Genomic DNA, 26120 nt, shown 5'->3' with positions numbered 1-26120 from the left:
TGGGCTGCGCAGCAGCCCCAGAATCCATCCAGCATTCTAGATCGTTGGGGCCGCTGCGCGACCGAAACGCGACACAAGGCCGCTCCCTCAGGGTTGAGCCTGCGGGAGCGGTGTCGCTTACTCGGCTAATTTGTAAGCAATGATGTAATCGCCCATCTTGGTGCCCAGCGAGCCATGGCCGCCGGCAGTCACCAGCACGTACTGCTTGCCGTCCTTGCCGGTGTAGCTCATCGGCGTAGCCTGGCCACCCGCTGGCAGGCGTGCTTTCCACAACTCCTTGCCGTTGTTCACGTCATAGGCGCGCAGGTACTGGTCGAGCGTGCCGCTGAGGAAGCCGACGCCACCGGCGGTGACGATCGAGCCACCCATGCTCGGCACGCCAACCGGCAGGCCGATCGGTAGCGGGGTGCTGTCGCGGGTGGTGCCGTTCTTGTGTTTCCACACCACCTTGTTGGTGAACAGGTCGATGGCGGCGACGTAGCCCCAGGCGGGTGCCTGGCACGGTACACCGAGCGGCGACATGAACGGGTGCATGATCACTGCATACGGTGCGCCGGTGTTCGGCTGCACGCCGCTGGTCTCGCTTTCGCGCTTGCTGCCTTCGGCAACCTGCTCACGCGGGACCATCTTCGACACGAACGCCATGTAGTTGGGCGAAGTGAACAGCAGCTGGCGCACCGGGTCGACCGACACGCTGCCCCAGTTGAATACACCGACGTTGCCGGGGTAGACCAACGAACCTTGTTCGGATGGCGGGGTGTACTGGCCTTCGTAGCGCAGTTCGCGGAACTGGATGCGGCACAGCATCTGGTCGAAAGGCGTGGCGCCCCACATGGCCTGTTCGGTCAGCTCTGGGCCGAGCAGGTTGAGGTCGGAGCGAGCCTGGGTGGGCGAGGTGTGGTCGCCTTCCACTGCGCCTTGTGGGGTGGGGATCTCGCGGATCGGCACGATTGGCGTACCGTCGCGGCGGTCGAGCACGTACAGGCTGCCTTGCTTGGTCGGTACGATGATCGCCGGTTTCACACCATCGTCGGTTTTCAGGTGTACCAGGGTCGGCTGGCTGCCGACGTCCATGTCCCACAGGTCGTGGTGGGTGAACTGATAGTTCCAGCGTGCCTTGCCGGTGGCCAGGTCAAGGGCGACCACGCCGGCGCTGTACTTCTCGGCGCCCGGGGTGCGGTCGGCGCCCCACTGGTCCGGGGTCTGGTTGCCCAGCGGCAGGTAGATCATGCCAAGGTCTTCGTCGACGCTGGCGATCGACCACATGTTGGCCGAGTTGCGGCTGTACATTTTGCCGGCAGCCAATGGCTTGGTGTCGTCCGGGTTGTTACTGTCCCAGTTCCACACCAGGTGGCCGTCGTGCACGTCGTAGGCGCGGATCACCCCGGACGGCTCATTGGTCGACTCGTTGTCGGTGACGTGGCCACCGATGATCACCAGGTCACGGGTAATCGCAGCAGGCGAGGTGGAGTAATAGCCGCCGGCGGTGAATGGGCCAATGCCGGTGGTGAGGTCGATCACGCCCTGGTTGGCGAAGCCTTCGCAGACCTTGCCGTTGTCGGCGTTGATGGCGATCAGGCGGGCATCCGCGGTAGGCAGATAGAGGCGACGCGGGCAGGCTTGGGCCACGGCCTGGCCTGCATCGGTAATTTTCGGCGCCGGGCTGCCGTCGCGGCTGACGTAGCGGTTTTCGTCATAGTACGAGACGCCACGGCAGGTCATGTGGGCAAAGCCCTTGAAGGTGCCGGTCGGGCTCTTGACCTGCGGGTCGTAGCGCCAGATTTCTGCGCCAGTGTCCGGGTCCAGCGCCAGCAGGCGACTGTGCGCGGTGCAGGCGTAAAGCATGCCGTTGACCTTCAGCGGGGTGTTCTGGTTGGTCAGCTCCACCGGGTCGTTTTCGGTTGGCAGATCACCGGTGCGAATGCGCCAGGCTTCTTCCAGACGGTAGGCGTTCTGCGGGGTGATCTGGCGCAGCGGCGAGTAGCGGTCGCCATGCTCGGTACGGCCGTAGGCCTGCCATTCGCCGTCGGGCATGGCCGGGGCGGCGCTGGCCATTTCGCTGCTGTCGCGGCCCAGTTCGCCGAACACTTCACCGGGATGGGTGAACTGGCTGGCCAGCGCGCAAGCGCCCGAAGCGACCACTGCCACGCCGAGCAGTGCAGTGTTGGCTTTGCTGGCTGGGCCGATCAGCGGGCGACGTGCCCACGGCAGCAGCAACACCACGCCGATGGCGAACCAGATAGCCAGCCGTGGCACCAGTTGCCACCAGTCCAGGCCTACTTCGAACAGGGCCCACACGGTGCTGCCCAGCAGCACCAGGCCATACAGGCCCAGGGCGATCTGGCGTTGGGCCAGCAGCAGGACGCCCGAAAGGGCAAAGCCAATACCGGCGATCAGGTAGTACAGCGATCCGCCCAGCTGGCTCAGCTTGATACCGCCGGCCAGCAGGGCCAGGCCCATCAGCAACAGCAGCGCGCCAATCAGGCGCGGTAGCCAGCGGCTTCCTTGGTTCGCACCTTCAGTGCTCATCGTAGGTTCTCCGTCAGGTCAAAAAAGGGGTTAGAAACTGCTCTGGATCTTCAGGCCGCCGATCAGGGCGCCATCGACCTGCGACACCCCGCCCGGGTGGCGGATGTACTGCAGGTTGGGGCGTACCGTGAGCCAGTCGGCCAGATGAATGCCGTAGTACAGCTCGGCGCTGTACTCGGTGTCCTGCACTGGCAGGAAGCCCGGGTTGTCGTAGTCATAGAGGCCGGCGGCCTGGTTGACCAGGCGGGCGTTCTTGCGATAGGCAGGGTTGACGTGCACGCGGGCCAGGGCGAAACCGATGTCGTCCTTGGCGCGGGCATCGAAAGGCCCTTTGAATACCAGTCCTGCCTGCACATAGTTGTCGATGGCATTGGTCTTTTTGTCATGCACCGTGGCGTTGGCGAACACGCTCAAGCCGCGCGACTGGTCGGACGCCAGCGAGGTGACCTGCTGCTGGGCGCCAATCCACAAGCCGTGCTTGCTCGAACTGCTGCGGTAGGCGGCGCCGCTGAGGGCGGCCGGCTGACCGTTGCTGTCCTTGAGAACATCTTGTGCCTTGGCATTACTGTAGTAGTAGCCGGCACGATATTCCCCTTTCAAGCCTTGGATACGTGGGGTCCATACCAGTTCGAACGGCATTACCGCACCTTGGGTGCCGCTGCCGCTGAGCTTGAAACCATTGCCGGATTCGAGGTTGGAAGGGTTCTGCTCGAAGACGCCGACCTGGGCGTACAGCTCGGGGGTAAGGTTGTAGCGCACGCGCAGGGCCCACTGGCTGACTGGCCAGTTGTACCAGATGCCACCCACCCAGTTGCCCACCTGCGAGCCGCAGAAAGCCAGGTTCTGGAAGTCGCAAGGGAAGCTGTTGAAGTCCTCGCCTTCACCGAAGCGGCCGAATTTCACATCCAGCGCACCGTCGAAGTACTTCTGCTTGATCCACATCTGCGTCAGCCGCCAGGTTTCGCCGCGGCCCCAGACTTCCTGGGCGGAGGTGAAGCCGCCGACACGCGGGTCGTTGATGCGGTCGTTGCTGATGTTGTCGCCGTGACGCTCGGTGACGGTCAGCTGGAATTCGGTGTCATGCCAGCCGAGGATCTTCTCCAGGTCCAGGTGGCTGCCGAAGGTGAACTGGTCGCTGTAGCGCGCGGTGCGGTCGTGGTCGTAGCCGCCGTGCAGGTTGCTGCCCATCTCGCCGGTGTAGCCAAGGGTGAAGTCGTAGCCCTTTTCCAGCAGTTCGCTGCGGGTTCCACCCCAGTCGCCGAGCATCCAAGGGGAGTCGCTGGCGAACATTTCGCTGGCGCCGGCGGGGGTTGCCAAGGCACTGAGGGCCAGGCCGATGTAGCAGGTTTTAGGCAGTTGGAACATGAGATAGCGCTATCTTTTGATTATTGAAAAAAACGGCAAGCGCATCGAAGGGCGGGCCCCTCAATGGATATGGCGACAAGATTGTTCGATGAAGCGTTTCAGCTTGCGGCGGGGAGGATATAGGGGAAGTTATAAGAAAAAAAGACAAATTGTCGCAGAGGATTGTTGTTGAACGGGCAACAGTCGTCATTAATCGAGGCAGGTGTAGGAGCGGGTTCACCCGCGAATGCGCCGGTTGCCCTACCATCGTATTCGCGGGTGAACACGTTCCTACACCGATCTTCGTCGCTTGTGGTTCAGAAGGTGGTACGCAACCCGACTTCCACGCTACGCCCCGGCGCCGGTGCGATATCGCGCAGGATCGAACTGGCATAGCGCACGGTCTGGTCGGTCAGGTTTTCGCCGCGCACAAACGCCAGCCACTGGCTCTGGCCAATGTCGAAGCGGTAGCCAACGCTCGCGCCCAAGGTGGTGTAGCCATCGGTGCTGGTTTCGTTGGCGGGTTTGCGGTGCTGCGACGCAGCGTGCTGCACGTCTACCCGCGCCTGCCAGCGGTCCAGCTCCCAGACCAGGCCGCTGTTCAGGCGCAGCGGGGCGATGCGGGGCAGTGGCTCGCCACTGTCGAGGTTCTTGGCTCGGGTATAGTCACCGGACAACTCCAGCGCGAAGCTGCCGTAACGGTTCTCGGCCAACTGCCAGCGGTCCTGGGCCTCGATGCCGTAGAAGCGCGCCCGCACGCCTTGGTACTGGTATTCCGGGAAGCCCTCATGATCATGATCATGATCGTGATCCTCCTCCTCATGGTCATGCTCGCCTTCGCGGGTGTTGCCGGTGCCAATCAGGCCGATGTAGTTGCGAAAGTGGCTGTAGAACAACCCAACACTGCCCTTGTGGGTGCCGTTGTCGAAGCGCAACGCCAGGTCGGCGGAAATGGCCTTTTCCTTGTTCAGGCTGGCGTCACCGACTTCAAACGCGCCGGTGGCTACGTGCGCGCCATTGGCGTACAGCTCGTAAAAGGTAGGGGCGCGCTCGGTGTAGCCGAGGTTGGCGGCCAGCGACCAGATTGGGTCGAGCTGGTACACAGCCCCCGACGACAGGCTGAAGGCGTTGAAGCTGCTGGCGCTGTCGGCGTCGACGAAGTTCTCGTTGCCTTTGGCGTCCGGGTCTACGCGGGTGTGCTCCATGCGCGCGCCCAGGCTCAGGTTCAGGCGTTCGGTGGCTTGCCACTGCTCCAGCATGAACAGCGCCAGGCTGTCGGTATCGGTGTGCGGGACGAAGGCTTCCTCGCCCAGGGCGGAGAATTCGTTGCGGCTGACCTGGGCACCGATCACCCCTTCAATCGGCCCTAGCGGCTGGTGACGGGCTTCGATGCGGGCTTCGTAGCCCTTGTTCTTGAAGGTGGTATGGACCTCGCCTTCCTCGATTTCGCTGTGTTCGTAGTCGGTGTAACCAGCATCTACCTTGACCGAGCTGAACGGGCCGTCGAGATCGCGCAGTTCGGAGGCGAAGGCGTAGTGATCCTGTTTCATGTCCAGGCGCACGCCGGACTCGGCCACCGAGCCGTAGTTGCTGTCGTAGCGGCTGTACGACAGGCCGGCGTAGCCGTGGTCCCAGTGGTAGGCACCACCGATTGCGCCGCCGTCCTGGCGACCGTCGCTGTTTTCCAGGCGGTGTTTGCTGCCGGGCTCGTCGGCATCGCGCACCTTGGCGCTGCGTGCATAGCCCGGGATGCGCAGGTCGTTGAACTGGCGGCTGTTGGCATCCAGGTGCAGGGCGAAGGCGCCGTCGCCGGCCTCCAGCTTGCCGGCGCTGCTGCGAGTGGTGTCGGCGCCGCCGTAACGCAGTTCACCGGCACCGTGGATGCCCTCGATCGGCGAGTCCGGGATGCGGTTGTCGAAGGTGTTGACCACCCCGCCAATGGCGTTGCCGCCGTAAAGCAGGGCGGCCGGGCCACGGACGATTTCGACGCGCTCGACGGTTACCGGGTCCAGCGGCACGGCATGATCGTAGGACAGCGACGAGGCATCCAGGGCACCGACGCCATTGCGCAGGATACGAATGCGGTCGCCATCCAGGCCGCGGATCACCGGGCGGCTGGCGCCAGGGCCGAACCAGGTAGAGGCGACACCGGGCTGCTTGTTAAGGGTTTCACCCAGGCTGCCGTGCTGCTGTTGCAGCAGGTTGTCGCCTTCGAGCACGGTGCTGGGGGCGGCCAGTTGGCGGTTACCCAGCGGGTTGGCGGTGATGACCTGCGGCTCAAGTTCTACGGCCTGGCTGGGGGATGCAGCCAGCCAGAGTGCGACGGCAAGGGGGGAAAGGCGAAGCGGTGTGTACAGCATGGGGATGGGGCGTTCCTTGGCAGATGCTTTTTAGTGTTACAACATAACATAACTATTCCATCACAGAGGTTTTGCCTCTGACCAGCGATTTTTCTGTCGACTCGACGGATCCCTCCCACCACTACACTCGTGTAAGGTGCGCATCTTTCCTACGGAGCACAGCATGAGCACGGCCCAACACAACGCGCTGCACGGCAAGACCCTTGAACAGATCCTCACCGAGCTGGTGGCGCATTACCAATGGCATGGCCTGGCCGAGCGCATCGATGTGCGCTGCTTCAAGAGCAACCCGACCATCAAGTCGAGCCTGACGTTCCTGCGCAAAACACCGTGGGCGCGGGAGAAGGTCGAGCAGCTGTACGTGAAGCTGCAGCGTCAGGCCTGACATGTCGCGTCGCCCTTGGCTGACCGGCATGGCGGTGCTGGGCTGGTTCGGCCTGGCCGTGCAGGTGAACCTGGTACTGCTGGCGCGTTGGCAGGAACAGGCCAGCCTGATTGGTGGCCTGATCAATGTGTTCGGCTACTTCACCGTGCTGACCAATACCCTGGTGGCGACGGTGCTCAGCTATGCCGCATTCGGTAGGGAAGGCCGTGGCAAACGCTTTTTCCTGTCGCCCTCGGTAAGCTCTGCAGTGGCCGCCAGTATCGTGCTGGTGGCGCTGGCCTACAGCGTGCTGCTGCGTCATTTGTGGCAACCACAGGGTTGGCAATGGCTGGCGGACGAGTTGCTGCACGACGTGATGCCGGTGCTGTATGCCTTGTACTGGTGGAGCGAGGTGCCCAAGGGCAGTTTGCGGCTATGGCATTTGCTGGTGTGGGCGGTGTACCCGGCGGTCTACTTTGGTTATGCGTTGTGGCGGGGGAGTGAGATTGGCGTCTATGCCTACCCGTTCATCGATGTGGCCAGCCTGGGGTATGGGCAGGTGATGCTCAACGCCCTTGGGGTGCTGGCGGGTTTCTGGGGGATAGGGCTGGTGTTGCTTGGGCTGGATCGGTGGCGGGGGCTGCACAGGCTGGCTTGACCTGTAGCGGCCTCTTCGCGGGCAAGCCCGCCCCCGCAGAGAAATCACAAGCCCAAGGGCTGTGGTATTCGCTGTGGAAGCGGGAGGCACGCGGCCCGGGTGTCAGCAGCAGGGCACAAGATTGCTGATATCCCCAAATGGCCAGGGCCGCGATGGCGTCTTAGTGCTTCTTCCCTTGCATGCTCGAAACCCATTGCTCGCTGCGACTATGCCCACTGGTTCTCAACACGCCCAGGTCCAGCGCATTTTCCCCATCCGCCGCCATTTTGCTTTTGGCTATCTCGGCGATTGCCGTGCCCAGATCCACCGGTGAGTTGGACGCATCCAACGACAGGTCTCGGCGATAGTCATTGCCGCTCAGCGTTTCCTGGGTGACCGAGTTGGCGTCGAGCCTCACGTCGCCTTTGGCCGACTGTAAGCGTGCCCCCACCAGATGAGCGTTGCCACCGACCTGCAGGTCGATGCCGTCGCTGCTTTTAAGCGTGGTCTGACGCGCCACATTGTCACGCTGTGCATGCAACACGTCGAGGCTGACGGTCGGCGAGAACCCTGGGTCTGCCTTGCTCAGGGCCGAACCAGCCTTTTTCTCGACCTTGCCTCCCAGCGGCCCTGCCACCGATTTGGCCGCATTGACATAGCCCTGCGGGTTTTTCTCCTGGCTCAGCCTGACATCGCCTTTCACGCTCAGGGTGTTGACGTTGTCCTTGAGGCTGGCGATGCGCAGGTCACCGTCGATTGTGCCGCCAATATGCCCTGCATCCAGGGTGGCACTCTCAATGCGGGTATCGCCGCGGCTTTGCAGGTCGATGCGCTCGGCGCGCAGGTCACTGGTATTCCAGGTGAGGTTGTCGCGCTTGTCGAGCTCTACCTTGAGCCGGCCATGCAGGCCGCGGGTGTCCAAGGCGCCCTTGGCCATGTTGAAACCGGCGCCGGCCGAGATGTCGAGGTTGTCGCGTCGCTCCTGGCTGGAAGAGGCTTCAACCAGCATGCCGCCATTCGAGGCGTCGAGGGTGATCTGTTCGGCCGAGGCCTGCAGGCCTTGCAGGTGCAGGGCGATGTCCTCGCGGGCGCTGCTGGTCAGGGTCAGTGTGCCGTTGCTGGCAAACTGGGCATCGACCGCCTGACGTGCATGTTCGTCCTGCTTGCCGTGGCTGAAGTGGCCGCCTATGGCTCCCCCCTGGGTCTGGCCAGCCTTGGCCGCCAGCTCCATGCCGCCACCCAGGTTGCTGCCTGCGGCTTGCTGGGTGTTGCTGGCCGCCTTGACCTGCAACTGGCCGCCACTTTGCACCTGTATGTCGCCGGCCTTGGCCTCGCGGCTACCAATGCGCGTGCCTTCGAGCAACAGGTCGCCTGTGCTGGTCAGCTTTACCTCGCCCTTGGCGTCGATTTGTGCCACTTGTGCCTTGCCCTGCGTGCTCAGCTTTTGGCCATGGTCCAGATACCCCCGGCCATCGACACCGGTGCTGCCCGGGCGGTTGCCGACTTTGGCCCAGGCATTGCCATCGAGCTGGCGTGACTGTTGTTCGGCCTGGTCGGTCGCCTGGGGTAAGGCCAGCGACCCGGCACTGTGCATGACCACGCTGCCTTCACCGCCATCGATGCGGGCCCCTTCGTAGCGGCCATCGCTGCCCAGCTGTACCTGGATACCCTGTTGCCCGTAAAGGCTGCCGGGCACGGCGGTGCTGGCGGTATCCTTTTTATCCAGCGACCCCCCTTTGCCGGCGGCGCGTACATTCAAGTCCTCGCCGGTGCTGGTGTCCAGGCGCGCATCGCCACCATAGGCCAGGCGTTGAACGGTGGTTTCCTGGGTATTTTCGGCGGCGCTCACCTGATGCTGCTGCGCCTCGATTTTCAGCGAGCCGGCATTGGCCCGCCAGGCTGTGCCCTGGTCGGCCAGTGTGTCAGCCTTGACCTCGACCTTTGCTGCGGACAACTCGCTGACCTGAGCAATTCCACGGCGCTGGTTTTCCAGGCGCTTGAGGTGTTCGACCGTCATGTCGGCCCCCACGCTGGGAGGTGCCATGGCGTCTTCAGGCGAAGCTTGCTGGAAGCGCGGGGCTTCCTCACCCAGCACCAGGCGTTCGATAGGGCGGGTCAGGTCGCGGTATTCGATACTGGCGCCCAGGCTACCCGACCAGTCGTCACGGCTTTGTTCATGTTCATGGGTATCCTGCACTGCACGGTTGTCGATGTGTTTGGCGGTCACCTGCAGGGTGTTGCCGGCCTCGACGTGCGCGGCCTCGGTGAGCAGTGCATCACTGCGCAATTTCAGATCGCCGCTGGCCTGCAACTCGCTGCGCTGCACCTTGCTTTCGCGTTCGGCTTGCACCTCGCGGTTGTGATGGCCTTCGAACAAACTGCCCAGGGGTGGCAACGTTGTAGTCGATGAACTGGTTGTGTGACAGCCCCGTGGCGTTGGGCGGTACGATGTCGATCACCGGCACCCCATGGCCATTGTGGATGACCGGGGTCCCCCCGGGGCCGCTGGCTGCTTCAAGTCCTGTCTGAGCCAGTGCGGCGCTGGGCCCGAGCACGGCGAGGAAGATTGCCCAGCGCAAGGTATCCGGGCGAACAGGCGGTAACTGCGAGAGTGTTTGCATTTTCTCGTTCTCTTTGTTGTGGGTGAATCAGATGCTCAGGGTCCAGTCCAGCACCCAGAAGCCGGGCTCCAGCCGCGGGCGGGGCAGGTCGCTGGTGTACAAGGCGCGTTGGTAGTCCAGGCGCAGGCGGCTGCCGGGCAGGCTCAGTTCCAACCCTGCGGCGGCCCCGGCCAGGCGCTGTGGCGGTTTGCCTTCGGCGGTGCGAACCCAGCCCAGGTCCAGGCCGATGTAGGGGCGTATCTCGAAAGGTGGGGCCCAGGTCCGTGGCAGCGCCTGGCTGAACGTATTGCGCCAGACGGCGCTGCTGGCACCGGAGTAAGTGTGCAGACGAAAGCCGCGGACAGCCGAATCGTCGCTGACCAGCAGCTGTTCGACGGCAGGCAGCGGGTCACGGCTGTACTGCATGGCCAGCTCGCTCTGCCAGCGCCAAGGGCTGGGTGCCGGGCCTTGACGCAGGTGCAGCAGGTTGGCGCGGTACTTGCGAAAGTCCGGGCGCAGGCGTTGAGCACCCAGGGGCGAGCGGTCGGCACCCAATGCGTCAATGCCTTGGGCAACGCCGAAGTAACCGTTCCACAGGCCACTTTCGAGCCACAGCAGGTTGATGCCGGCCTCTACCGTGGCCAGCGTCGGGCTCTGCTGGACGATAACCGCGCCAGCGCTGCGGTTGATCAGCTGCTTGCGGTCCAGACGGGCGCTGGCGCTGAGCATGCCTTGCTGGTTGCGCCACAATACCCGCTCGACACTCAGGCCCTGATAGCTGCTGCTGCCGTCGGCAGCCTTGTCGCTGTAGGGGAGGGGGGCTTGATAGCTTAGCTGGCTGGCGCTGAGGGCAAAGGTCCAGGCGCCGTAGGGGATGCTGTAGTACAACGATATCCCTTGGCTTTGGCCGGGCGTATCGAGCACCGTGCGGGTCAACGACAGGCGCAGCTCATCATTGAGGCCAAGCGGGCTGTCCAGGCCAATGCCGAGGTTGACGCGGTGGCGGCCGGTCAGCTCGCTGCCCCGGTTGTCGAAGCGGCTGTCCAGGTGCCAGCGTGAAGCAACCTTGCCCGGCTGCACGACCACGCGGGTGCCGCCCTGCAGTTCGCCGGGCAGCAAGGTGGCGCCCAGTTCATAGGCGCGAAGGCGGTTGAGTTGGTCCAGGCCTTGCTCAAGGTCGGGCAGGTACAGTGGCTGCCCAAGCAGGCCTGGGAAGGCACTGGAGAGAGACAGGGGCAGGTCGGGGCCAGCCAGTTCGATGGTTTCGACAAAGCCTTCGACAATGACGATGTCCAACGGCATGCCCTCTGCTGGGGGCTGGCGCAGGTAGGGGCGGCTGGTTGGGTAGCCGGCTTGTACATAACGTTGGGTGATGGCTTTGAGCAGCCGGTTGATGTCGGCGATGCCCATGCAGGCAGGCGTGAGGGCACGGATGGTGGGCGCCAGTGCCGAGTTCGAAAGCCGGTGCATGCCCGCCACGCGCACGCCATCGACTGCCCAGCAGCGATCATCGTGCGGGCGGTGGGAAGTGCTGTTGGTCGGTTCAGCCGGGACGGGTACACGCTGCCAGCGTTCCAGCCGCTGCTGTTGCTCCAGTTGCCGCAGCCCATGCTGTTGATCGCGCAACTGCTGGCTGGCAGGGTCGTCGGCCAGCACCTGGGGAATGGACAGCAAGCCAGAAAGGCAACCGGCCGACAGCCAATGGGCGATGCGGTGAATCAGGCACGGCATTGAAGCACCCCGCAAATGATGTACGGTTTTCGTACTCGTCTGCGTGGATGCTAGAAATTAAGCCACTCGTATGGATGCAGTACCCTGCCTAAGCACCTGTCAGGCAAGTTCGCGCTAAATGGTGAGAAGGTTCCTACAACTTTTGCCGGAAGGCTCTATATCAAGGGCGGATCTCGATCAGCGTTCCATCCCGAACCAGGTCCCACACTTCCTGCATGTCGCGGTTGCGCATGGCAATGCAACCATCCGTCCAGTCCAGGGTATGGAAGTACCATTCCGGGTATTCATCGTTGATCGGCGTGCCGTGAATCATGATCATGCTGCCGGCATTCACCCCTGCCCGGGTCGCGCGGGCGGCATCGCTGATGTTCGGGTAATTGATGTGCATGGCCAGGTTGAAGCGGTCGCTCTGCTTGCGCCAGTCCAGCCAGTACAAGCCCTCGGGGGTTTTCTTGTCGCCTTCGCGTTCCTTGGCGCCCTTGGGCTGCTTGCCCAGCGAGATGCGGTAGGTTTTCAGCGGCTCGCCGCGGCTGATCAACTGCAGGCGGCGCTCCGACTTGATCACCAGCACCTTGTCGATCAACGGTTGCATGGCTTGCTGCGAAGGCGAGGGAGTTTGCGCTGCCGGCGCGGGCTTGCGGATGATGGTTTCGGTGAAGGCCGCCTGGGACACCGAGGTAACGCAAAGGCAGAAAAGGGCAAGCAACCAGCGCATGTAACAGTATCCCTGAAGGCGTTTAGGTGTGTGGCGAAACGTTCATCGGCGGCAGGTATTCATGGCCTATGGGGTAGTGCTGGCCGATGCGGTCGCGATAGTAGCATTCTAGTGTGCGAGTGACGGTGCGGAAAGCCAGCTCGTCCCACGGTATCTCATGTTCTTCGAACAGCCGCACCTCCAGGCTTTCGACACCGACGGCAAAGTCCAGGTCCGCCAACTCGGCGCGGAAGAACACATGCACCTGGCTGATGTGCGGCAGATCGAACAGCTGGTACAGGGACGTCGGCCCGACCCGGGCGCAGGCTTCCTCGACGGTTTCGCGACGCGCGGCCTGGTCGAGGGTTTCGCCGTTTTCCATGAAACCGGCGGGCAGGGTCCAGAAACCCCGGCGCGGCTCAATGGCGCGGCGACACAGCAACACCTGGCTGCCCCAGGTCGGCAATACGCCGGCCACGATGTTGGGGTTCTGGTAGTGGATGGTCTGGCAAGAGCCACAGACGTACCGCAGGCGGCTGTCGCCCTCGGGGATCCGCTGACTGACCGGTTGGCCGCATGCGCTGCAGAATTTCATGTGTGGTTCCTTATGCTCAAGGCTATCTTGGCTCGGCCACCGTGCCGCCGCAAGCGCTGGGGCTTGGGTGCTTCGCGGCTTTGGTGCATCATGCAACACAGGACCTGGATACGAGCGTGCGCAATGCTGGACGAGCTACTTCGCCGAATGAGCAACCACCAACCCGCGTCATTGGAAACCGACAGGCGGTTCCCCGAAGCGGCGGTCCTCTTGCCCATTACCCGCAGCGAAGCGCCCGAACTGGTCTTGACCCTGCGCGCCAAGGGCCTGTCTACCCACGGTGGCGAAGTAGCCTTTCCCGGTGGCCGCCGCGACCCGGAAGACCCGGACCTGGTCTTTACTGCCCTGCGCGAGGCTGAAGAAGAAATCGGCCTGCCCCCTGGCCTGGTGGAGGTGATTGGTCCGCTCAGCCCGCTGATTTCGCTACATGGCCTGAAAGTGACGCCATTCGTCGGGCTTATCCCGGACTTCGTCGAATATCGCGCCAATGATGCCGAGATCGCGGCAGTATTCACCGTGCCGCTGGAATTCTTCCGGCAGGACCCGCGCGATCATACCCACCGTATCGATTACCAGGGGCGTAGCTGGTATGTGCCCAGTTACCGCTATGGTGAATACAAGATCTGGGGGTTGTCGGCGATCATGATCGTCGAGTTGGTCAACCTGCTGTTCGATGCCGGTATCAGCCTGCATCACCCCCCTGAGCGTCACATCGAAAATTGAGCGGGCCTACCCCGCCGTCTGCGTCGCAGCCTGAGGAACAAGCATGAAATATCGCCTGGGCGACCTGCGGGTCGAGAGCCACCCCACCAGTTGGGCCGCCCCCAACGCCACGCTCATTGGCAACGTGCGCCTGCAAGCCCATTCCAGTGTGTGGTTTGGCGCGGTGTTGCGCGGTGATAACGAGCTGATCGACATCGGTGAAGGCAGCAACGTGCAGGATGGCACGGTGATGCACACCGACATGGGCTCGCCACTGACGTTGGGCAAGGGCGTGACCGTTGGCCACAATGCCATGTTGCATGGCTGCACGGTGGGCGACTTCAGCCTGGTCGGTATCAACGCAGTGATCCTCAATGGCGCGCGCATTGGCAAGCACTGCATTATCGGCGCCAATGCACTGATCGCCGAGGGCAAGGAAATTCCGGACGGTTCGCTGGTGATGGGCTCGCCGGGCAAGGTGGTACGCGAACTGACCGAGCAGCAGAAGCGCATGCTTGAAGCGAGTGCCGCACATTACGTGCACAATGCCCAGCGTTATGCGCGGGATCTGGTGGTTGATGATGAGTGAAGTGGTCGAGCGGCCGGTGGCTTCGCCGTGCGTGAGTATTTGTGCGCTGGACGAGCAGGATATCTGCACCGGCTGCCAGCGTACCGTGGCCGAGATTGGTCGCTGGGGGCGGATGGACAACGACGAGCGTCGGGCGGTGCTCAAGCGTTGCCATGAACGGGCATTAGAAGCCGGCCTCATCATGCAGGCCTGACGCGAACCCTGTAGGAGCGGGTTTACCCGCGAATACCGGCGAAGCCGGTGCCATGCACCGCAGTGGCAGCTTCGCGGGCACGCCCGCTCCCACAGGTACAGCGTCAGCCTTGAGGGCTGCACAACATCTGTGGCGGCGGGTTTACCCGCGAACGGCCCAGCGGTAATCTGTACGGCTTGCCCACAGACAGCCCGCCATGTTCTATCTGATTGCCTACATCAGCAGCGTAGTGCTGATCAACTACGCCTTCTCCAGTGCCCCGCATCTGGACATCATCTGGTCTGCCTGGGGCGGCCTGGTGTTCATCCTGCGCGACATGGTGCAGACCCGTTTTGGTCATGGCGCCCTGGTCGCCATGCTGGTGGCACTGGTGCTGTCCTATGTCACCTCGGAGCCGGCCATCGCCCTGGCCAGCGCCACTGCGTTCTTCATTTCCGAGCTGATCGACTGGCTGGTGTTCAGCATCACCCGTCGGCCGCTGCGCGACCGCCTGTGGCTCAGTTCGGCGCTGAGCATCCCGGTGGATACCTTCATTTTCTTCGGCATGATCGGCGCGCTGACCCCGGCAGTGATCGGCACCGCGATGGCCTCGAAATTCGCCGGTGTAACCGCGGTGTGGCTGGCCATGGCATTTCGCGCCCGGCGGGCCGCCGTGGCCGGTTGATGGTGTAGAATAGCGGTCCTTTTTCAGCGGGTGGCGCCTAGCCTGGCGCGGCCCCGGATGCCTTCGAGGACCTGAAATGACCCGTATCGGAACCCCATTGTCGCCCACCGCGACCCGTGTACTGCTCTGCGGCTGTGGCGAGCTGGGCAAGGAAGTGGTAATCGAGCTGCAGCGCCTGGGCGTCGAAGTAATCGCCGTCGACCGCTACGCCAATGCTCCGGCAATGCAGGTGGCGCACCGCAGCCATGTGGTCAACATGCTCGATGGCGTTGCCCTGCGCGCGGTGATCGAAGCCGAGAAGCCGCACTACATCGTGCCGGAAATCGAAGCCATCGCCACCGCCACCCTGGTCGAGCTGGAAAACGAAGGCTTCACCGTGGTGCCCACCGCCCGCGCCACCCAGTTGACCATGAACCGCGAAGGCATCCGCCGCCTGGCTGCCGAAGAGCTGGACCTGCCAACCTCGCCGTACCACTTCGCCGACACCTATGAAGACTACGCCAAGGCCGTAGCCGACCTGGGTTACCCGTGCGTGGTCAAGCCGGTGATGAGCTCGTCGGGCAAGGGCCAGAGCCTGCTGCGCAGTGATGCTGACCTGCAGAAGTCGTGGGATTATGCCCAGGAGGGCGGCCGCGCTGGCAAGGGCCGGGTGATCGTCGAAGGTTTCATTGACTTCGAATATGAGATCACCCTGCTGACCGTGCGCCACGTGGGCGGTACCACCTTCCTTGAACCTGTCGGCCACCGTCAGGAGAAGGGCGATTACCAGGAGTCCTGGCAGCCACAGGCCATGAGCCCGAAAGCGCTGGCTGAATCGCAGCGCGTGGCCAAGGCGGTCACCGATGCCCTCGGCGGTCGTGGCCTGTTTGGTGTGGAGCTGTTCGTGAAGGGCGACCAGGTGTGGTTCAGCGAAGTGTCGCCGCGCCCGCATGACACCGGTCTGGTCACCCTGATTTCCCAGGACCTGTCGCAATTCGCCCTGCATGCTCGCGCCATTCTCGGCCTGCCGATTCCGGTGGTGCGTCAGTTCGGCCCGTCGGCTTCGGCAGTGATCTTGCCCGAAGGCCAGTCCCAACAGACCAGCTTCGCCAACCTGGGCGCAGCGCTGAGCGAGCCGGATACCGCCATTCGCCTGTTCGGCAAGCCGGAAATCAATGGCACCCGCCGCATGGGTGTGTGCCTGGCGCGTGACGAATCGGTCGAACTGGCGCGGGCCAAGGCGACCCGCGCTTCGCAGGCGGTCAAGGTCGAGTTCTGATCCGAGAGTGCTGGGGCCGCAAAGCGGCCCCAGTGGCTTACAGCGTGGTATTGCGCGTCTCTTTCAGGCACAGCACGGCAATCAGGCTGATCACCGCCGCCACCGACACATAACCCCCCACCCAGCTCAAACCCCCCATGCTCACCAGCTTCTGGGCAAAGAACGGTGCTGCCGAGGCGCCGACGATACCGCCCAGGTTATACGCCGCCGAGGCACCGGTATAACGCACGTGGGTCGGGAACAGCTCTGGCAGCAGTGCACCCATCGGCGCGAAGGTCACGCCCATCAGGAACAGCTCGATGGCCAGGAACAGCGCCACGCCTGCAGTCGATCCCGAGGTCAGCAGTGGCTCCATGGTAAAGCCCGAAGCTATCGCCAGCAGGCCGCCGACGATCAGTACCGGCTTGCGCCCGTAACGGTCACTGAGCCAGGCCGACAACGGTGTGGCCAGTGCCATGAACACCACCGCGAAACACAGCAGGCCAAGGAACGTTTCGCGGCTGTAGCCCAGTGTGGTTACGCCGTAGCTCAGCGAGAACACCGTGGAAATGTAGAACAGCGCATAGCACACCACCATGGCCGCAGCGCCCAGCAGGGTTGGCAGCCAGTATTTGGAGAACAGGTCGACCACCGGCATTTTCACCCGCTCGTGGCGGGCAACGGCCTTGGCGAACACCGGGCTCTCTTCGAGCTTCAGGCGCACGTACAGGCCTACCAGTACCAGTGCGGCGCTGAGCAGGAACGGAATGCGCCAGCCCCACTCGCGGAACTGCTCGTCGCTGAGTACCAGGGCCAGGGTCAGAAACAGGCCGTTGGCCGCCAGGAAGCCGATTGACGGGCCCAACTGCGGGAACATGCCGAACCAGGCCCGCTTGCCTTCCGGGGCGTTTTCGGTAGCCAGCAGGGCCGCGCCACCCCATTCGCCGCCCAGGCCCAGGCCTTGGCCAAAACGCAGCAGGCAGAGAATGATCGGCGCCCACACGCCAATGCTGTCATAGCCTGGCAGCACGCCAATGGCGGTGGTGGATACGCCCATCAGCAGCAGCGAGGCGACCAGCGTGGATTTGCGACCGATACGGTCGCCAAAATGGCCGAACAATGCCGAGCCCAGTGGCCGGGCGAGGAAGGCGATACCGAAGGTGAGGAAGGCGGCCAGCATTTGCGCGGTGCCCGACCCGGACGGGAAGAACACCGGGCCGATCACCAAGGCTGCGGCGGTGGCGTAGACGTAGAAATCATAGAACTCGATGGCGGTGCCGATGAAGCTGGCAGTGGCTACCCGCGCAGGCGAGTTGACTGGCGCGGCAGGCGCTTGGGCATAAGTGCTGCTTGTCATTGAGGAGGTCCCTGACAGTCTGGTCCGGCTCCATGGGCTTGGCCCGCGACGGCATGCCCTGCAAAAGGGCGGGTACGGTTAAGCGGGCGCCGGAGCGTTTTATTGTGTGCGCCCGACTGACAATAGCCCAAGGGGGTAGGGGCGGGGCGGGTACTGTTCGGGGTGTTGACGCAGGACCGCAGGGCGTATCAGTGGAGCGGACTGGCCGTGGAGCGCCGGGTGCGGGTAGCGGGCGTGACGGCGGGGCTGGGTAAGCGTGACCCGAGTATAGCTATCGGGTCACGGTCCACACCAGTACCTTGCTGGCGCAATTGTCCTCTGTTTCAAGGATTTCCAGGCGATAGCGGCCTATTTTCAGGCAAACAGCGCTTTCCGGGATGCTTTCCAGCGCTTCGGTAACCAGCCCGTTGAGGGTTTTCGGCCCGCCGTCGCAGGGCAGGTGCCAGCTCAGGGTGCGGTTGATTTCGCGTAACGAAGCGGTGCCATCGATGACGAAGGTACCGTCGGGTTGCGGGTGCACATGCGGGTTTTCCAGGCTTTGCTCGTCCTCGAACTCGCCGACGATCTCTTCGAGAATGTCTTCCAGGGTGACGATACCCAGTACTTCGCCGTACTCGTCCACCACCACGCCCAAGCGGCGTTGCTGCTTGTGGAAGTTCAACAACTGCATTTGCAGGGGCGTGCTTTCTGGTACGAAATAAGGTTCGTAGCAGGCGCTGTGCAGCGCTTCCAGGGTCAGCTCGGCCTTGGGCAGCAGGTGGCTGATCAGCTTGGTGTTGAGGATCGCTTCGACCTGGTTGATGTCGTTGTGGTAGACCGGCAGGCGGGTGTGGCGGCTGACGATCAGCTGCTCGACGATGCGTTCGATCGGCTCGTCGAGGTTGATGCCATCCACTTCGTTGCGCGGCACCAGGATGTCGTTGACGGTGATCTTGTCCAGCGACTGCAGGCCGTCGAGCAGACCCTGGCGAGGCGCTTCGTGCTGTTCATCCTCATCGAAGTCGTCGGCCTCCTGCGTGTGCAGGGCCACCGCTGTGGGCTGTGCCCGGAACGGGCGCAGAATCAGCTTGGCGGCGCCGTCCAGCAGGCAGGCCAGTGGCTGCAGCAGTGCGAGAGGCACTTTCAGCAGGCTGGCACCAAGGCTCACGAACGCCTGCGGGTTACGCCGGGCCAGGCGCCGCGGCAGATACTCGGCAAACACCAGCAAGGTGAGGGTCGCGGCCAGGCCTGCCAGCCAGAAGCCGTGCTCGCCACTTTGGCGCTGGCCCACCAGGCAGGCCAGCCCCAGCACCAGCAGCTTGCCCAGGCTGGCGCACAGCACCAAGGCCTGGGCTGGCAGCACGGGATGGCCGTCTTCGCCGGCGCGCAGTGTGCCATTGAGCTGCAGGCGGGCAGCCTCCACGGCAGTGAACAGTGCTGACCACAAAAGGGCCAGTGCCAGAGTGCCGAATAGCGGTGCGTACGGCAGGGTGTCCATGGTCGGCCGTCAGATATGCAAGATGAATTCGCGAACCAGCTTGCTGCCGAAATAGGCCAGCATCAGCAGGCAGAAACCGCTCAGCGTCCAGCGGATGGCCATGTGGCCCCGCCAACCCAGGCGGGTGCGGCCCCACAGCAGCACGCTGAACACCACCCAGGCGACACAGGCCAGCAAGGTCTTGTGCGCCAGGTGCTGGGCGAACAGGTTGTCGAGGAACAGCCAGCCGGAGATCAGCGACAGCGACAGCAGGCACCAGCCGGCCCAGAGGAAGCCGAACAGCAGGCTTTCCATGGTTTGCAGTGGCGGGAAGTTGCGGATCAGCCCGGACGGGTGCTTGTTCTTCAGCTGGCGGTCCTGCAGCAGCAACAGCAGCGACTGGAACACCGCGATGGTGAACAACCCGTAGGCCAGGATCGACAACAGGATGTGCGCAAGGATGCCGGGTTCTTCGTTGATCAGCGGTACCGTGCCGGGGGGGGCGAACTGGGCCAGCAGCGCGGTCACCGCACCCAGCGGGAACAGCAGCACCAGCAGGTTTTCCACGGGTATGCGCAGGCAGGCCAGCAGGGTCAGGGAGATGACCGCCACGGCGATCAGGCTGGCGGCGCTGAAGAAGTCCAGGCTCAGGCCCAGCGGGGTGATCAGCTGGAAGAACAGTGCACCGGCCTGGGCCAGGACCGCGATGGCACCCAGCAGGCCAAGCAGGCGCTTTTCGGCCTTGCGGCCCTGGGACAGGTATGAGCCCTGGTAGATGGCCGCCGCTATATATAGGCCGGCTGCGATCAGGTTGGGGATGAGGCTGGGTGAGGAGACCATAAGTCCTGGTTGGCGAGCCTTTAAAGAGACGGAGTTTGGCATAGATTCCGCTGATCAAGGAAGACTGAAGGCTTGTGTCGGGGCATTCGCGGGCACGCCCGCTCCCACAGGTATGGCGCAGGCCTGCAAGCAGTGAGGATCCTGTGGGAACGGGCGCGCCCGCGAAGAGGCCAGCACAGCCACCGAATATCTACCAAGGTGTGCGTCGCCGCTGCACTTCGCTATAATCGCCGCCTTGCTGTGCCCGGCGGGTGTGTATTTCCCCCCTGGCACCTGACAAACCTCGGCTTTACTGGGCCTGAAAGGATCACCATGTTCGAAAACCTGACCGACCGCCTGTCACAGACGCTGCGCCATGTCACCGGCAAGGCCAAGCTGACCGAAGACAACATCAAGGACACGCTGCGCGAAGTGCGCATGGCGCTGCTCGAGGCCGACGTTGCCCTGCCGGTAGTCAAGGATTTCGTCAACAGCGTCAAGGATCGTGCGGTCGGGACCGAGGTGTCGCGCAGCCTGACTCCGGGCCAGGCCTTCGTGAAGATCGTCCAGGCCGAGCTGGAAAGCCTGATGGGCGCGGCCAACGAAGACCTCGCACTGAACGCCGCCCCGCCTGCCGTCGTGCTAATGGCGGGCCTGCAAGGCGCCGGTAAGACCACCACCGCCGGCAAGCTGGCGCGCTTTCTTAAAGAGCGCAAGAAAAAGAGCGTGATGGTGGTGTCTGCCGACGTTTATCGTCCGGCGGCGATCAAGCAGTTGGAAACACTGGCCAACGATATCGGCGTCACCTTCTTCCCGTCCGATATCAGCCAGAAGCCGGTGGCCATCGCCGAAGCCGCCATCCGTGAAGCCAAGCTGAAGTTCATCGACGTGGTCATCGTCGACACCGCCGGCCGTCTGCACATCGACGCCGACATGATGGACGAGATCAAGGCGCTGCACGCTGCCGTCAAACCGATCGAGACGCTGTTCGTGGTCGACGCCATGACCGGCCAGGACGCTGCCAACACCGCCAAGGCCTTTGGCGAGGCGCTGCCGCTGACCGGTGTGGTGCTGACCAAGGTTGACGGTGATGCCCGAGGCGGTGCTGCGCTGTCGGTACGTGCAATCACCGGCAAACCGATCAAGTTCATCGGTATGGGTGAGAAGACCGAGGCCCTCGAGCCGTTCCACCCCGACCGCGTCGCTTCGCGCATCCTCGGCATGGGCGACGTGCTGAGCCTGATCGAGCAGGCCGAGCAGACCATCGACAAGGCCAAGGCCGACAAGCTGGCCAAGAAGCTGAAGAAGGGCAAGGGCTTCGACCTCGAAGACTTCCGCGACCAGCTGCAGCAAATGAAGAACATGGGCGGCCTCGGCGGCCTGATGGACAAGCTGCCGAGCATCGGCGGGGTCAACCTGTCGCAAATGGGCAACGCCCAGGGCGCGGCCGAAAAGCAGTTCAAGCAGATGGAAGCGATCATCAACTCCATGACCCCGGCCGAGCGCCGCGACCCTGACCTGATCAGCGGTTCGCGCAAGCGCCGTATTGCGTTGGGTTCCGGTACCCAGGTGCAGGACATCGGCCGGCTGATCAAGCAGCACAAGCAGATGCAGAAGATGATGAAGAAGTTCTCTGCCAAAGGCGGCATGGCCAAGATGATGCGCGGCCTCGGCGGGATGCTGCCAGGTGGCGGCATGCCAAAGCTGTAACCCCTGATCCGGGTGCCTGCCTTTTGTCGGGCAGGCGCCCAGAACCCCCGCTGTAGCGGGGCAACAGCCGCGAATTTCGCGGCGCAACCGGCAAATCTGGACGGCAGGGCGAGGCCTTGCCGAAAAAGTCATTTGCAAATGTCCGTGTATTCCCCGAGAATATGCGGCCTTTTGGGCACCCGTGTGCCTATTTGGCATTCAGATTTGCAGTACCAGCTGCTGTATCAACTGCAGCACCGACTATAGGAACGATGTTCACATGGTAACCATTCGTCTGGCCCGTGGCGGCTCGAAAAAGCGCCCATTCTACCACCTGACCGTGACCAACTCGCGTAACGCCCGTGACGGCCGTTTCGTTGAGCGCGTAGGTTTCTTCAACCCAATCGCTGCTGGCGCCGAAGTTAAGCTGTCGGTCAACCAAGAGCGCGTCACCTACTGGCTGAGCCAGGGTGCACAGCCGTCTGAGCGTGTTGCTCAGCTGCTGAAGGAAGCTGCCAAGGCCGCTGCCTGAATAGTATGAACGCGACGCCAGAAAAGGCTGACGACCTCATCGTCGTTGGCAAGATTTTTTCGGTTCACGGCGTTCGCGGCGAGGTGAAGGTGTATTCCTTTACCGATCCGATTGAAAACCTGTTGGATTATCCACGCTGGACGCTTCGGCACGAAGGCAAGGTAAAGCAGGTCGAGCTGGTCAGCGGTCGTGGCTCCCAAAAGGGCCTGGTCGTGAAGCTGAAAGGTCTCGACGATCGCGATGAAGCCCGTCTTCTGAGCGGTTACGAAATCTGCATCCCGCGGAGCCTTTTGCCCAACCTGGCTGCCGACGAGTACTACTGGTACCAGTTGGTAGGTCTGAAGGTCATCAACCAGGACGAACAACTGTTCGGCAAGGTCGATCACCTGTTGGAGACCGGTGCGAACGATGTAATGGTGGTCAAGCCCTGCGCAGGCAGCCTGGATGATCGCGAGCGTCTGTTGCCCTATACGGAGCAATGTGTGCTGGCAATCGACCTCGAAGCAGGCGTGATGCGGGTCGAATGGGACGCGGACTTCTAAACGATGGGTAACCTTCGCGTAGACGTCATCACGTTGTTCCCCGAGATGTTCTCGGCCATCACGGAGTACGGCATTACCAGCCGCGCGGTGAAACAAGGGTTGCTTCAGGTGACTTGCTGGAACCCGCGGGACTACACCACAGATCGTCACCACACGGTAGATGATCGGCCGTTTGGCGGTGGTCCGGGCATGGTGATGAAAATCAAGCCTCTGGAAGACGCCTTGGTTAGCGCCAGGCAGGCGACCGGAGCAGCGGCGAAGGTGATCTACCTTTCGCCACAAGGCCGCAAGCTGACTCAGCAGGCGGTCAAAGGCCTGGCCGAACAGGAATCGTTGATCCTGATCGCCGGTCGTTATGAAGGCATCGACGAGCGCTTTATCGAGGCTCATGTCGATGAGGAGTGGTCGATTGGCGACTATGTGCTTTCCGGTGGCGAGCTGCCGGCCATGGTACTGATCGATGCGGTTACGCGACTGCTGCCCGGAGCTTTAGGGCATGTGGACTCGGCGGAAGAAGATTCCTTCACCGACGGTCTGCTCGATTGCCCGCACTACACCCGGCCTGAGGTGTATGCGGATCAGCGTGTTCCCGACGTGTTGCTAAGTGGCAACCATGCACATATCCGGCGTTGGAGGATGAAGCAGTCCCTTGGTAGGACCTTCGAACGACGCGCCGATCTTCTGGAAAGTCGCTCGCTTTCTGGAGAAGAGAAGAAGCTGCTCGAGGAATATCTCCGCGAGCGGGACGATAGTTAAACGTATCGATGGTGGATCGCGTATCCATCTTAGGAGCACAGCATGACCAACAAGATCATCCAGCAGCTCGAAGCCGAGCAGATGAGCAAGGAAATCCCGACCTTCGCACCAGGCGACACCGTTGTCGTTCAGGTTAAAGTGAAGGAAGGTGAGCGTTCCCGTCTGCAGGCGTTCGAAGGCGTCGTTATCGCCAAGCGTAACCGCGGTCTGAACAGCGCCTTCACCGTGCGCAAGATCTCCAGCGGCGTTGGCGTAGAGCGTACCTTCCAGACCTACAGCCCGCAAATCGACAGCCTGGCCGTGAAACGTCGTGGTGACGTGCGTAAAGCCAAGCTGTACTACCTGCGCGACCTGTCCGGCAAAGCCGCTCGCATCAAGGAAAAACTGTCCTGAGTGCAGTTTGCCCGGTGGCCGAGGCCGCCTAGCGAGAAAAAAGCAGCCTTCGGGCTGCTTTTTTGCGTTTTGAAACCCCGAAAATGTGATTGCCATGACGACCCGAGACCAGGAAATCCAGCGCCGCACCGAACTGTCGGTGACCCGCGTTACCAAGGCGGTGTTCCCCAATACCACCAACCACCACAACACCCTGTTCGGCGGCACCGCCCTGGCCTGGATGGACGAAGTGTCGTTCATCGCTGCCACGCGTTTCTGCCGCCTGCCGTTGGTGACCGTGTCTACCGACCGCATCGATTTCAAGCACCCGATTCCGGCGGGCTCGATCGTCGAGCTGGTGGGGACGGTGATCAAGGTTGGCAATACCAGCCTGCAGGTGCAGGTGGATGTGTTTGTCGAGAACATGTACCTGGATGGCCGTGAACGGGCGATCCATGGGGTGTTCAGCTTCGTCGCCATCGACGAGGACAAGCGCCCGGTGCCCGTGCTGCCAGGCACCTGAGCATTACGGTTGCGCTGCTGGCTCGATCAATGCCACCAAGGTCCAGCCCGGCTGCGGCTGCAACGGGTTATCAGGGCTGGCTACATGGACCCAGCCCTGGCCATCGCGGGCGAACAGCAAGTGTGCCCGCTCGCCATGCAGCGCCTGGTAGGCATCCCAGCCAAAGCCTTCGGTCAGGTTGGTGCTATACAGCTCGGCGCCCTGATGCATGCGGTTGGCCAGCTGCAGATAGGTCATCGGTTTGGCCCCCAATAGATGCCCGCGGTGCTCTTCGGCCGCCCGGTGCTTGTCGCTACGTTGTTTCTCCAGACCACTGGCTAGCACGAACAGCCGGCTGTGGCCGAAATCATGACGGAACCTGGCGCAGGCCAGGGCATTGATTTCGCCGGCGGGAGAGAGGCCCAGCAAGTGCCCGAGGCCGACCAGGTCAAGATGGGCGTCGGCATGCTGCGAGGCCGGGTTGCCAAAGTAGGTCGTGAGCCCGTCCATGCGTGCGGCGCGGATGTTTTCCCAGCTGGAGTCCGTCAGCAAAACCCGGCAGCCCAGGTGTTGAAGGGCTTTGGCAATGGCCCGGGCCGGTTCGTTGGCACCGACGACGAGAAACCCGCTGGGTGCCGGTTCGGCGACCTTGAGCAAGCGTGCCAGCGGCCTGGCCGTGGCGCTTTGCAGTACCACCGTGCCGATGATGACCGCGAAGGTCAGCGGTACCAGCAGCAAGGCATCCTGGTGGCCGGCCTGGTGCAGGCGGATGGCAAAAATGGCTGAAACGGCCGCCGCGACGATGCCGCGTGGCGCAATCCAGGCCAGCAGCGCGCGCTCCCGCCAGTTGAGTGTCGAGCCCAGTGTGGCCAGCCAGACGTTGAGCGGGCGTGCCAGCAGCTGGATCACCAGCAACAATGCCAGCACAGCAGGGCCAAGGCCTAGCAGGGCATGCAGGTCAAGGCGTGCAGCCAGCAGGATGAACAGGCCGGAAATCAGCAGCACACTGAGGTTTTCCTTGAAGTGCAGGATTTGCCGCACATCAACCCCGCGCATGTTGGCCAGCCACATGCCCATCACGGTCACTGCCAGCAGCCCGGACTCGTGCACGATCTGATTGGCGGCGATGAAAATGCCCAGTACCGCCGCCAAAGACGCGAGATTGTGCAGATATTCTGGTAGCCACTGTTCGCGCATGATTTGCCCCAGTACCCAGCCCCCTGCCGCGCCCAGGGCGGTACCGCAGAAGATCACACCGGCAAAAGTGATAAGGCTCTGGCTCAGGCCGTTACCCTCGGCGCTGGCGATGATGAAGCTGTAGACCACCACGGCGAGCAGCGCGCCGATGGGGTCGATCATGATCCCTTCCCAGCGCAGGATGTTCGCGATCGCAGACTTTGGCCGCACCACACGCAACATCGGCACGATCACCGTGGGGCCGGTCACCAGCGTCAGGGTGCCGAAAAGAATCGCCAGCGGCCAGTCGAACCCGAGCAGCCAGTGGGTTGCCAGTGCAATCACCAGCCAGGTGACCAGTGCGCCCACCGTGACCAGGCGATGCACCACGCTGCCGATCTCGCGCCACTGCGACAGGTGCAGGGTCAGGCTGCCTTCGAACAGAATCAGCGCCACCGACAGCGACACCAGCGGCATCAGCAATGGGCCGAACAGCGCCTCGGGGTCGAGCCATCCCAGCGCTGGGCCGGCAAGGATCCCGGCCAACAACAGAAACAGAATTGCCGGCAACTTCAGGCGCCAGGCCAGCCACTGGCAGGCGAGCGCCGCGGCGCCGATGCCGCCCACACTCAGAAGGATCTGCTGTTCGCTCATGCGGGCTCCCTATGCCGGCGTTGTTA

The 26120-nt window shown here is 62.9% G+C and carries 23 protein-coding genes and 1 pseudogene; 13 read left to right on the top strand and 11 right to left on the bottom strand.

Features of this window, described 5'->3' with window-relative positions; genetic code table 11:
- Positions 1-117: 117 nt before the first annotated feature.
- The 3 genes from ACF8FB_RS03805 to ACF8FB_RS03795 form a co-directional block, all read right to left on the bottom strand.
- Positions 118-2529 carry a glucose/quinate/shikimate family membrane-bound PQQ-dependent dehydrogenase gene (locus ACF8FB_RS03805; protein ID WP_010952544.1) on the bottom strand — a complete coding sequence of 804 codons (2412 nt, stop codon included), beginning with the start codon at positions 2527-2529 and terminating at the stop codon, positions 118-120.
- 30 nt (positions 2530-2559) lie between these two features.
- Complete coding sequence (locus ACF8FB_RS03800; RefSeq protein WP_010952545.1) at positions 2560-3894, bottom strand: carbohydrate porin; 1335 nt, start codon at positions 3892-3894, stop codon at positions 2560-2562.
- Positions 3895-4190: 296 nt separating this feature from the next.
- Positions 4191-6233: a TonB-dependent receptor gene (locus ACF8FB_RS03795; protein ID WP_010952546.1), complete on the bottom strand. Its 2043-nt coding sequence runs from the start codon at positions 6231-6233 to the stop codon at positions 4191-4193.
- A 163-nt stretch (positions 6234-6396) separates the two neighbouring features.
- Here ACF8FB_RS03795 and ACF8FB_RS03790 point away from each other — a divergent pair, with 163 nt between their 5' ends.
- Both ACF8FB_RS03790 and ACF8FB_RS03785 read left to right on the top strand, forming a co-directional pair.
- Positions 6397-6618, top strand: a complete 222-nt coding sequence (locus tag ACF8FB_RS03790; RefSeq protein ID WP_012053596.1) for a VF530 family DNA-binding protein — start codon at positions 6397-6399, stop codon at positions 6616-6618.
- Between the two features lies 1 nt (position 6619).
- Complete coding sequence (locus tag ACF8FB_RS03785) at positions 6620-7255, top strand: Pr6Pr family membrane protein (protein WP_010952548.1); 636 nt, start codon at positions 6620-6622, stop codon at positions 7253-7255.
- Positions 7256-7415: 160 nt separating this feature from the next.
- Here the strand turns inward: ACF8FB_RS03785 and ACF8FB_RS03780 are convergent.
- The 4 genes and pseudogenes from ACF8FB_RS03780 to ACF8FB_RS03765 form a co-directional block, all read right to left on the bottom strand.
- Positions 7416-9620, bottom strand: a pseudogene (locus ACF8FB_RS03780) (hemagglutinin repeat-containing protein); the annotation flags it as partial.
- Positions 9621-9882: 262 nt separating this feature from the next.
- On the bottom strand, positions 9883-11565 hold the full coding sequence (locus ACF8FB_RS03775; protein WP_392511045.1) for a ShlB/FhaC/HecB family hemolysin secretion/activation protein: 1683 nt from the start codon (positions 11563-11565) through the stop codon (positions 9883-9885).
- A 160-nt stretch (positions 11566-11725) separates the two neighbouring features.
- Positions 11726-12280 (bottom strand): murein L,D-transpeptidase family protein, encoded by a 555-nt coding sequence (locus ACF8FB_RS03770; protein ID WP_010952551.1) that lies wholly within the window; start codon positions 12278-12280, stop codon positions 11726-11728.
- Positions 12281-12302: 22 nt separating this feature from the next.
- Positions 12303-12854 (bottom strand): NUDIX hydrolase, encoded by a 552-nt coding sequence (locus ACF8FB_RS03765; RefSeq protein ID WP_010952552.1) that lies wholly within the window; start codon positions 12852-12854, stop codon positions 12303-12305.
- Positions 12855-12977: 123 nt separating this feature from the next.
- Between ACF8FB_RS03765 and ACF8FB_RS03760 the strand changes: the two genes are divergently transcribed.
- From ACF8FB_RS03760 to purT, 5 genes are all read left to right on the top strand, one after another.
- Positions 12978-13577 carry a CoA pyrophosphatase gene (locus tag ACF8FB_RS03760; protein ID WP_010952553.1) on the top strand — a complete coding sequence of 200 codons (600 nt, stop codon included), beginning with the start codon at positions 12978-12980 and terminating at the stop codon, positions 13575-13577.
- 43 nt (positions 13578-13620) lie between these two features.
- Positions 13621-14145 (top strand): gamma carbonic anhydrase family protein, encoded by a 525-nt coding sequence (locus ACF8FB_RS03755; RefSeq protein ID WP_010952554.1) that lies wholly within the window; start codon positions 13621-13623, stop codon positions 14143-14145.
- Between the two features lies 1 nt (position 14146).
- Positions 14147-14338 carry a DUF1289 domain-containing protein gene (locus ACF8FB_RS03750; protein ID WP_162490565.1) on the top strand — a complete coding sequence of 64 codons (192 nt, stop codon included), beginning with the start codon at positions 14147-14149 and terminating at the stop codon, positions 14336-14338.
- Positions 14339-14534: 196 nt separating this feature from the next.
- Complete coding sequence (locus ACF8FB_RS03745; protein ID WP_010952556.1) at positions 14535-15002, top strand: VUT family protein; 468 nt, start codon at positions 14535-14537, stop codon at positions 15000-15002.
- Positions 15003-15078: 76 nt separating this feature from the next.
- The gene (gene purT / locus ACF8FB_RS03740) at positions 15079-16260 is read left to right on the top strand and encodes a formate-dependent phosphoribosylglycinamide formyltransferase (protein ID WP_010952557.1); all 1182 of its coding nucleotides are present in this window, start codon (positions 15079-15081) and stop codon (positions 16258-16260) included.
- Positions 16261-16297: 37 nt separating this feature from the next.
- Here purT and ACF8FB_RS03735 read toward each other — a convergent pair whose 3' ends face one another.
- From ACF8FB_RS03735 to ACF8FB_RS03725, 3 genes are all read right to left on the bottom strand, one after another.
- Positions 16298-17596 carry an MFS transporter gene (locus ACF8FB_RS03735; protein WP_010952558.1) on the bottom strand — a complete coding sequence of 433 codons (1299 nt, stop codon included), beginning with the start codon at positions 17594-17596 and terminating at the stop codon, positions 16298-16300.
- A 271-nt stretch (positions 17597-17867) separates the two neighbouring features.
- Positions 17868-19073 (bottom strand): transporter associated domain-containing protein, encoded by a 1206-nt coding sequence (locus tag ACF8FB_RS03730; protein ID WP_010952559.1) that lies wholly within the window; start codon positions 19071-19073, stop codon positions 17868-17870.
- Positions 19074-19082: 9 nt separating this feature from the next.
- The gene (locus ACF8FB_RS03725; protein ID WP_064490840.1) at positions 19083-19892 is read right to left on the bottom strand and encodes an inner membrane protein YpjD; all 810 of its coding nucleotides are present in this window, start codon (positions 19890-19892) and stop codon (positions 19083-19085) included.
- Positions 19893-20204: 312 nt separating this feature from the next.
- Between ACF8FB_RS03725 and ffh the strand changes: the two genes are divergently transcribed.
- From ffh to ACF8FB_RS03695, 6 genes are all read left to right on the top strand, one after another.
- Positions 20205-21581 (top strand): signal recognition particle protein, encoded by a 1377-nt coding sequence (gene ffh, locus ACF8FB_RS03720; RefSeq protein ID WP_003252139.1) that lies wholly within the window; start codon positions 20205-20207, stop codon positions 21579-21581.
- A 259-nt stretch (positions 21582-21840) separates the two neighbouring features.
- Positions 21841-22092 carry a 30S ribosomal protein S16 gene (gene rpsP / locus ACF8FB_RS03715; RefSeq protein WP_003252142.1) on the top strand — a complete coding sequence of 84 codons (252 nt, stop codon included), beginning with the start codon at positions 21841-21843 and terminating at the stop codon, positions 22090-22092.
- A gap of 5 nt (positions 22093-22097) precedes the next feature.
- The gene (gene rimM / locus ACF8FB_RS03710; protein WP_003252144.1) at positions 22098-22634 is read left to right on the top strand and encodes a ribosome maturation factor RimM; all 537 of its coding nucleotides are present in this window, start codon (positions 22098-22100) and stop codon (positions 22632-22634) included.
- Between the two features lie 3 nt (positions 22635-22637).
- A complete protein-coding gene (gene trmD, locus ACF8FB_RS03705) occupies positions 22638-23390 on the top strand; it encodes a tRNA (guanosine(37)-N1)-methyltransferase TrmD (RefSeq protein ID WP_003252146.1) in 753 nt (250 codons plus the stop codon).
- A gap of 42 nt (positions 23391-23432) precedes the next feature.
- Positions 23433-23783 carry a 50S ribosomal protein L19 gene (gene rplS, locus ACF8FB_RS03700; RefSeq protein WP_003252148.1) on the top strand — a complete coding sequence of 117 codons (351 nt, stop codon included), beginning with the start codon at positions 23433-23435 and terminating at the stop codon, positions 23781-23783.
- A gap of 94 nt (positions 23784-23877) precedes the next feature.
- The gene (locus ACF8FB_RS03695; RefSeq protein ID WP_004575447.1) at positions 23878-24285 is read left to right on the top strand and encodes an acyl-CoA thioesterase; all 408 of its coding nucleotides are present in this window, start codon (positions 23878-23880) and stop codon (positions 24283-24285) included.
- 3 nt (positions 24286-24288) lie between these two features.
- On the opposite strand, the gene ACF8FB_RS03690 is transcribed toward ACF8FB_RS03695, so the two are convergent.
- Complete coding sequence (locus ACF8FB_RS03690; RefSeq protein ID WP_392511044.1) at positions 24289-26094, bottom strand: cation:proton antiporter; 1806 nt, start codon at positions 26092-26094, stop codon at positions 24289-24291.
- Positions 26095-26120: the final 26 nt, after the last annotated feature.

The sequence above is a fragment of the Pseudomonas sp. yb_2 genome, from assembly GCF_043103905.1.
Lineage (GTDB): Bacteria > Pseudomonadota > Gammaproteobacteria > Pseudomonadales > Pseudomonadaceae > Aquipseudomonas > Aquipseudomonas alloputida.
This window is presented reverse-complemented; position numbering and strand designations above follow the sequence as displayed.

Excerpts from the sequence above, each read along its gene's own strand:
- rpsP (WP_003252142.1), top strand. The coding sequence starts at position 21,841 with ATGGTAACCATTCGTCTGGCCCGTGGCGGCTCGAAAAAGCGCCCATTC.
- purT (WP_010952557.1), top strand. The coding sequence starts at position 15,079 with ATGACCCGTATCGGAACCCCATTGTCGCCCACCGCGACCCGTGTACTG.
- ACF8FB_RS03795 (WP_010952546.1), bottom strand. The coding sequence starts at position 6,233 with ATGCTGTACACACCGCTTCGCCTTTCCCCCCTTGCCGTCGCACTCTGG.
- ACF8FB_RS03725 (WP_064490840.1), bottom strand. The coding sequence starts at position 19,892 with ATGGTCTCCTCACCCAGCCTCATCCCCAACCTGATCGCAGCCGGCCTA.
- rplS (WP_003252148.1), top strand. The coding sequence starts at position 23,433 with ATGACCAACAAGATCATCCAGCAGCTCGAAGCCGAGCAGATGAGCAAG.
- ACF8FB_RS03735 (WP_010952558.1), bottom strand. The coding sequence starts at position 17,596 with ATGACAAGCAGCACTTATGCCCAAGCGCCTGCCGCGCCAGTCAACTCG.
- ACF8FB_RS03690 (WP_392511044.1), bottom strand. The coding sequence starts at position 26,094 with ATGAGCGAACAGCAGATCCTTCTGAGTGTGGGCGGCATCGGCGCCGCG.
- rimM (WP_003252144.1), top strand. The coding sequence starts at position 22,098 with ATGAACGCGACGCCAGAAAAGGCTGACGACCTCATCGTCGTTGGCAAG.
- ACF8FB_RS03785 (WP_010952548.1), top strand. The coding sequence starts at position 6,620 with ATGTCGCGTCGCCCTTGGCTGACCGGCATGGCGGTGCTGGGCTGGTTC.
- trmD (WP_003252146.1), top strand. The coding sequence starts at position 22,638 with ATGGGTAACCTTCGCGTAGACGTCATCACGTTGTTCCCCGAGATGTTC.
- ACF8FB_RS03775 (WP_392511045.1), bottom strand. The coding sequence starts at position 11,565 with ATGCCGTGCCTGATTCACCGCATCGCCCATTGGCTGTCGGCCGGTTGC.
- ACF8FB_RS03695 (WP_004575447.1), top strand. The coding sequence starts at position 23,878 with ATGACGACCCGAGACCAGGAAATCCAGCGCCGCACCGAACTGTCGGTG.
- ffh (WP_003252139.1), top strand. The coding sequence starts at position 20,205 with ATGTTCGAAAACCTGACCGACCGCCTGTCACAGACGCTGCGCCATGTC.
- ACF8FB_RS03765 (WP_010952552.1), bottom strand. The coding sequence starts at position 12,854 with ATGAAATTCTGCAGCGCATGCGGCCAACCGGTCAGTCAGCGGATCCCC.
- ACF8FB_RS03800 (WP_010952545.1), bottom strand. The coding sequence starts at position 3,894 with ATGTTCCAACTGCCTAAAACCTGCTACATCGGCCTGGCCCTCAGTGCC.
- ACF8FB_RS03730 (WP_010952559.1), bottom strand. The coding sequence starts at position 19,073 with ATGGACACCCTGCCGTACGCACCGCTATTCGGCACTCTGGCACTGGCC.
- ACF8FB_RS03790 (WP_012053596.1), top strand. The coding sequence starts at position 6,397 with ATGAGCACGGCCCAACACAACGCGCTGCACGGCAAGACCCTTGAACAG.
- ACF8FB_RS03745 (WP_010952556.1), top strand. The coding sequence starts at position 14,535 with ATGTTCTATCTGATTGCCTACATCAGCAGCGTAGTGCTGATCAACTAC.
- ACF8FB_RS03755 (WP_010952554.1), top strand. The coding sequence starts at position 13,621 with ATGAAATATCGCCTGGGCGACCTGCGGGTCGAGAGCCACCCCACCAGT.
- ACF8FB_RS03770 (WP_010952551.1), bottom strand. The coding sequence starts at position 12,280 with ATGCGCTGGTTGCTTGCCCTTTTCTGCCTTTGCGTTACCTCGGTGTCC.
- ACF8FB_RS03805 (WP_010952544.1), bottom strand. The coding sequence starts at position 2,529 with ATGAGCACTGAAGGTGCGAACCAAGGAAGCCGCTGGCTACCGCGCCTG.
- ACF8FB_RS03760 (WP_010952553.1), top strand. The coding sequence starts at position 12,978 with ATGCTGGACGAGCTACTTCGCCGAATGAGCAACCACCAACCCGCGTCA.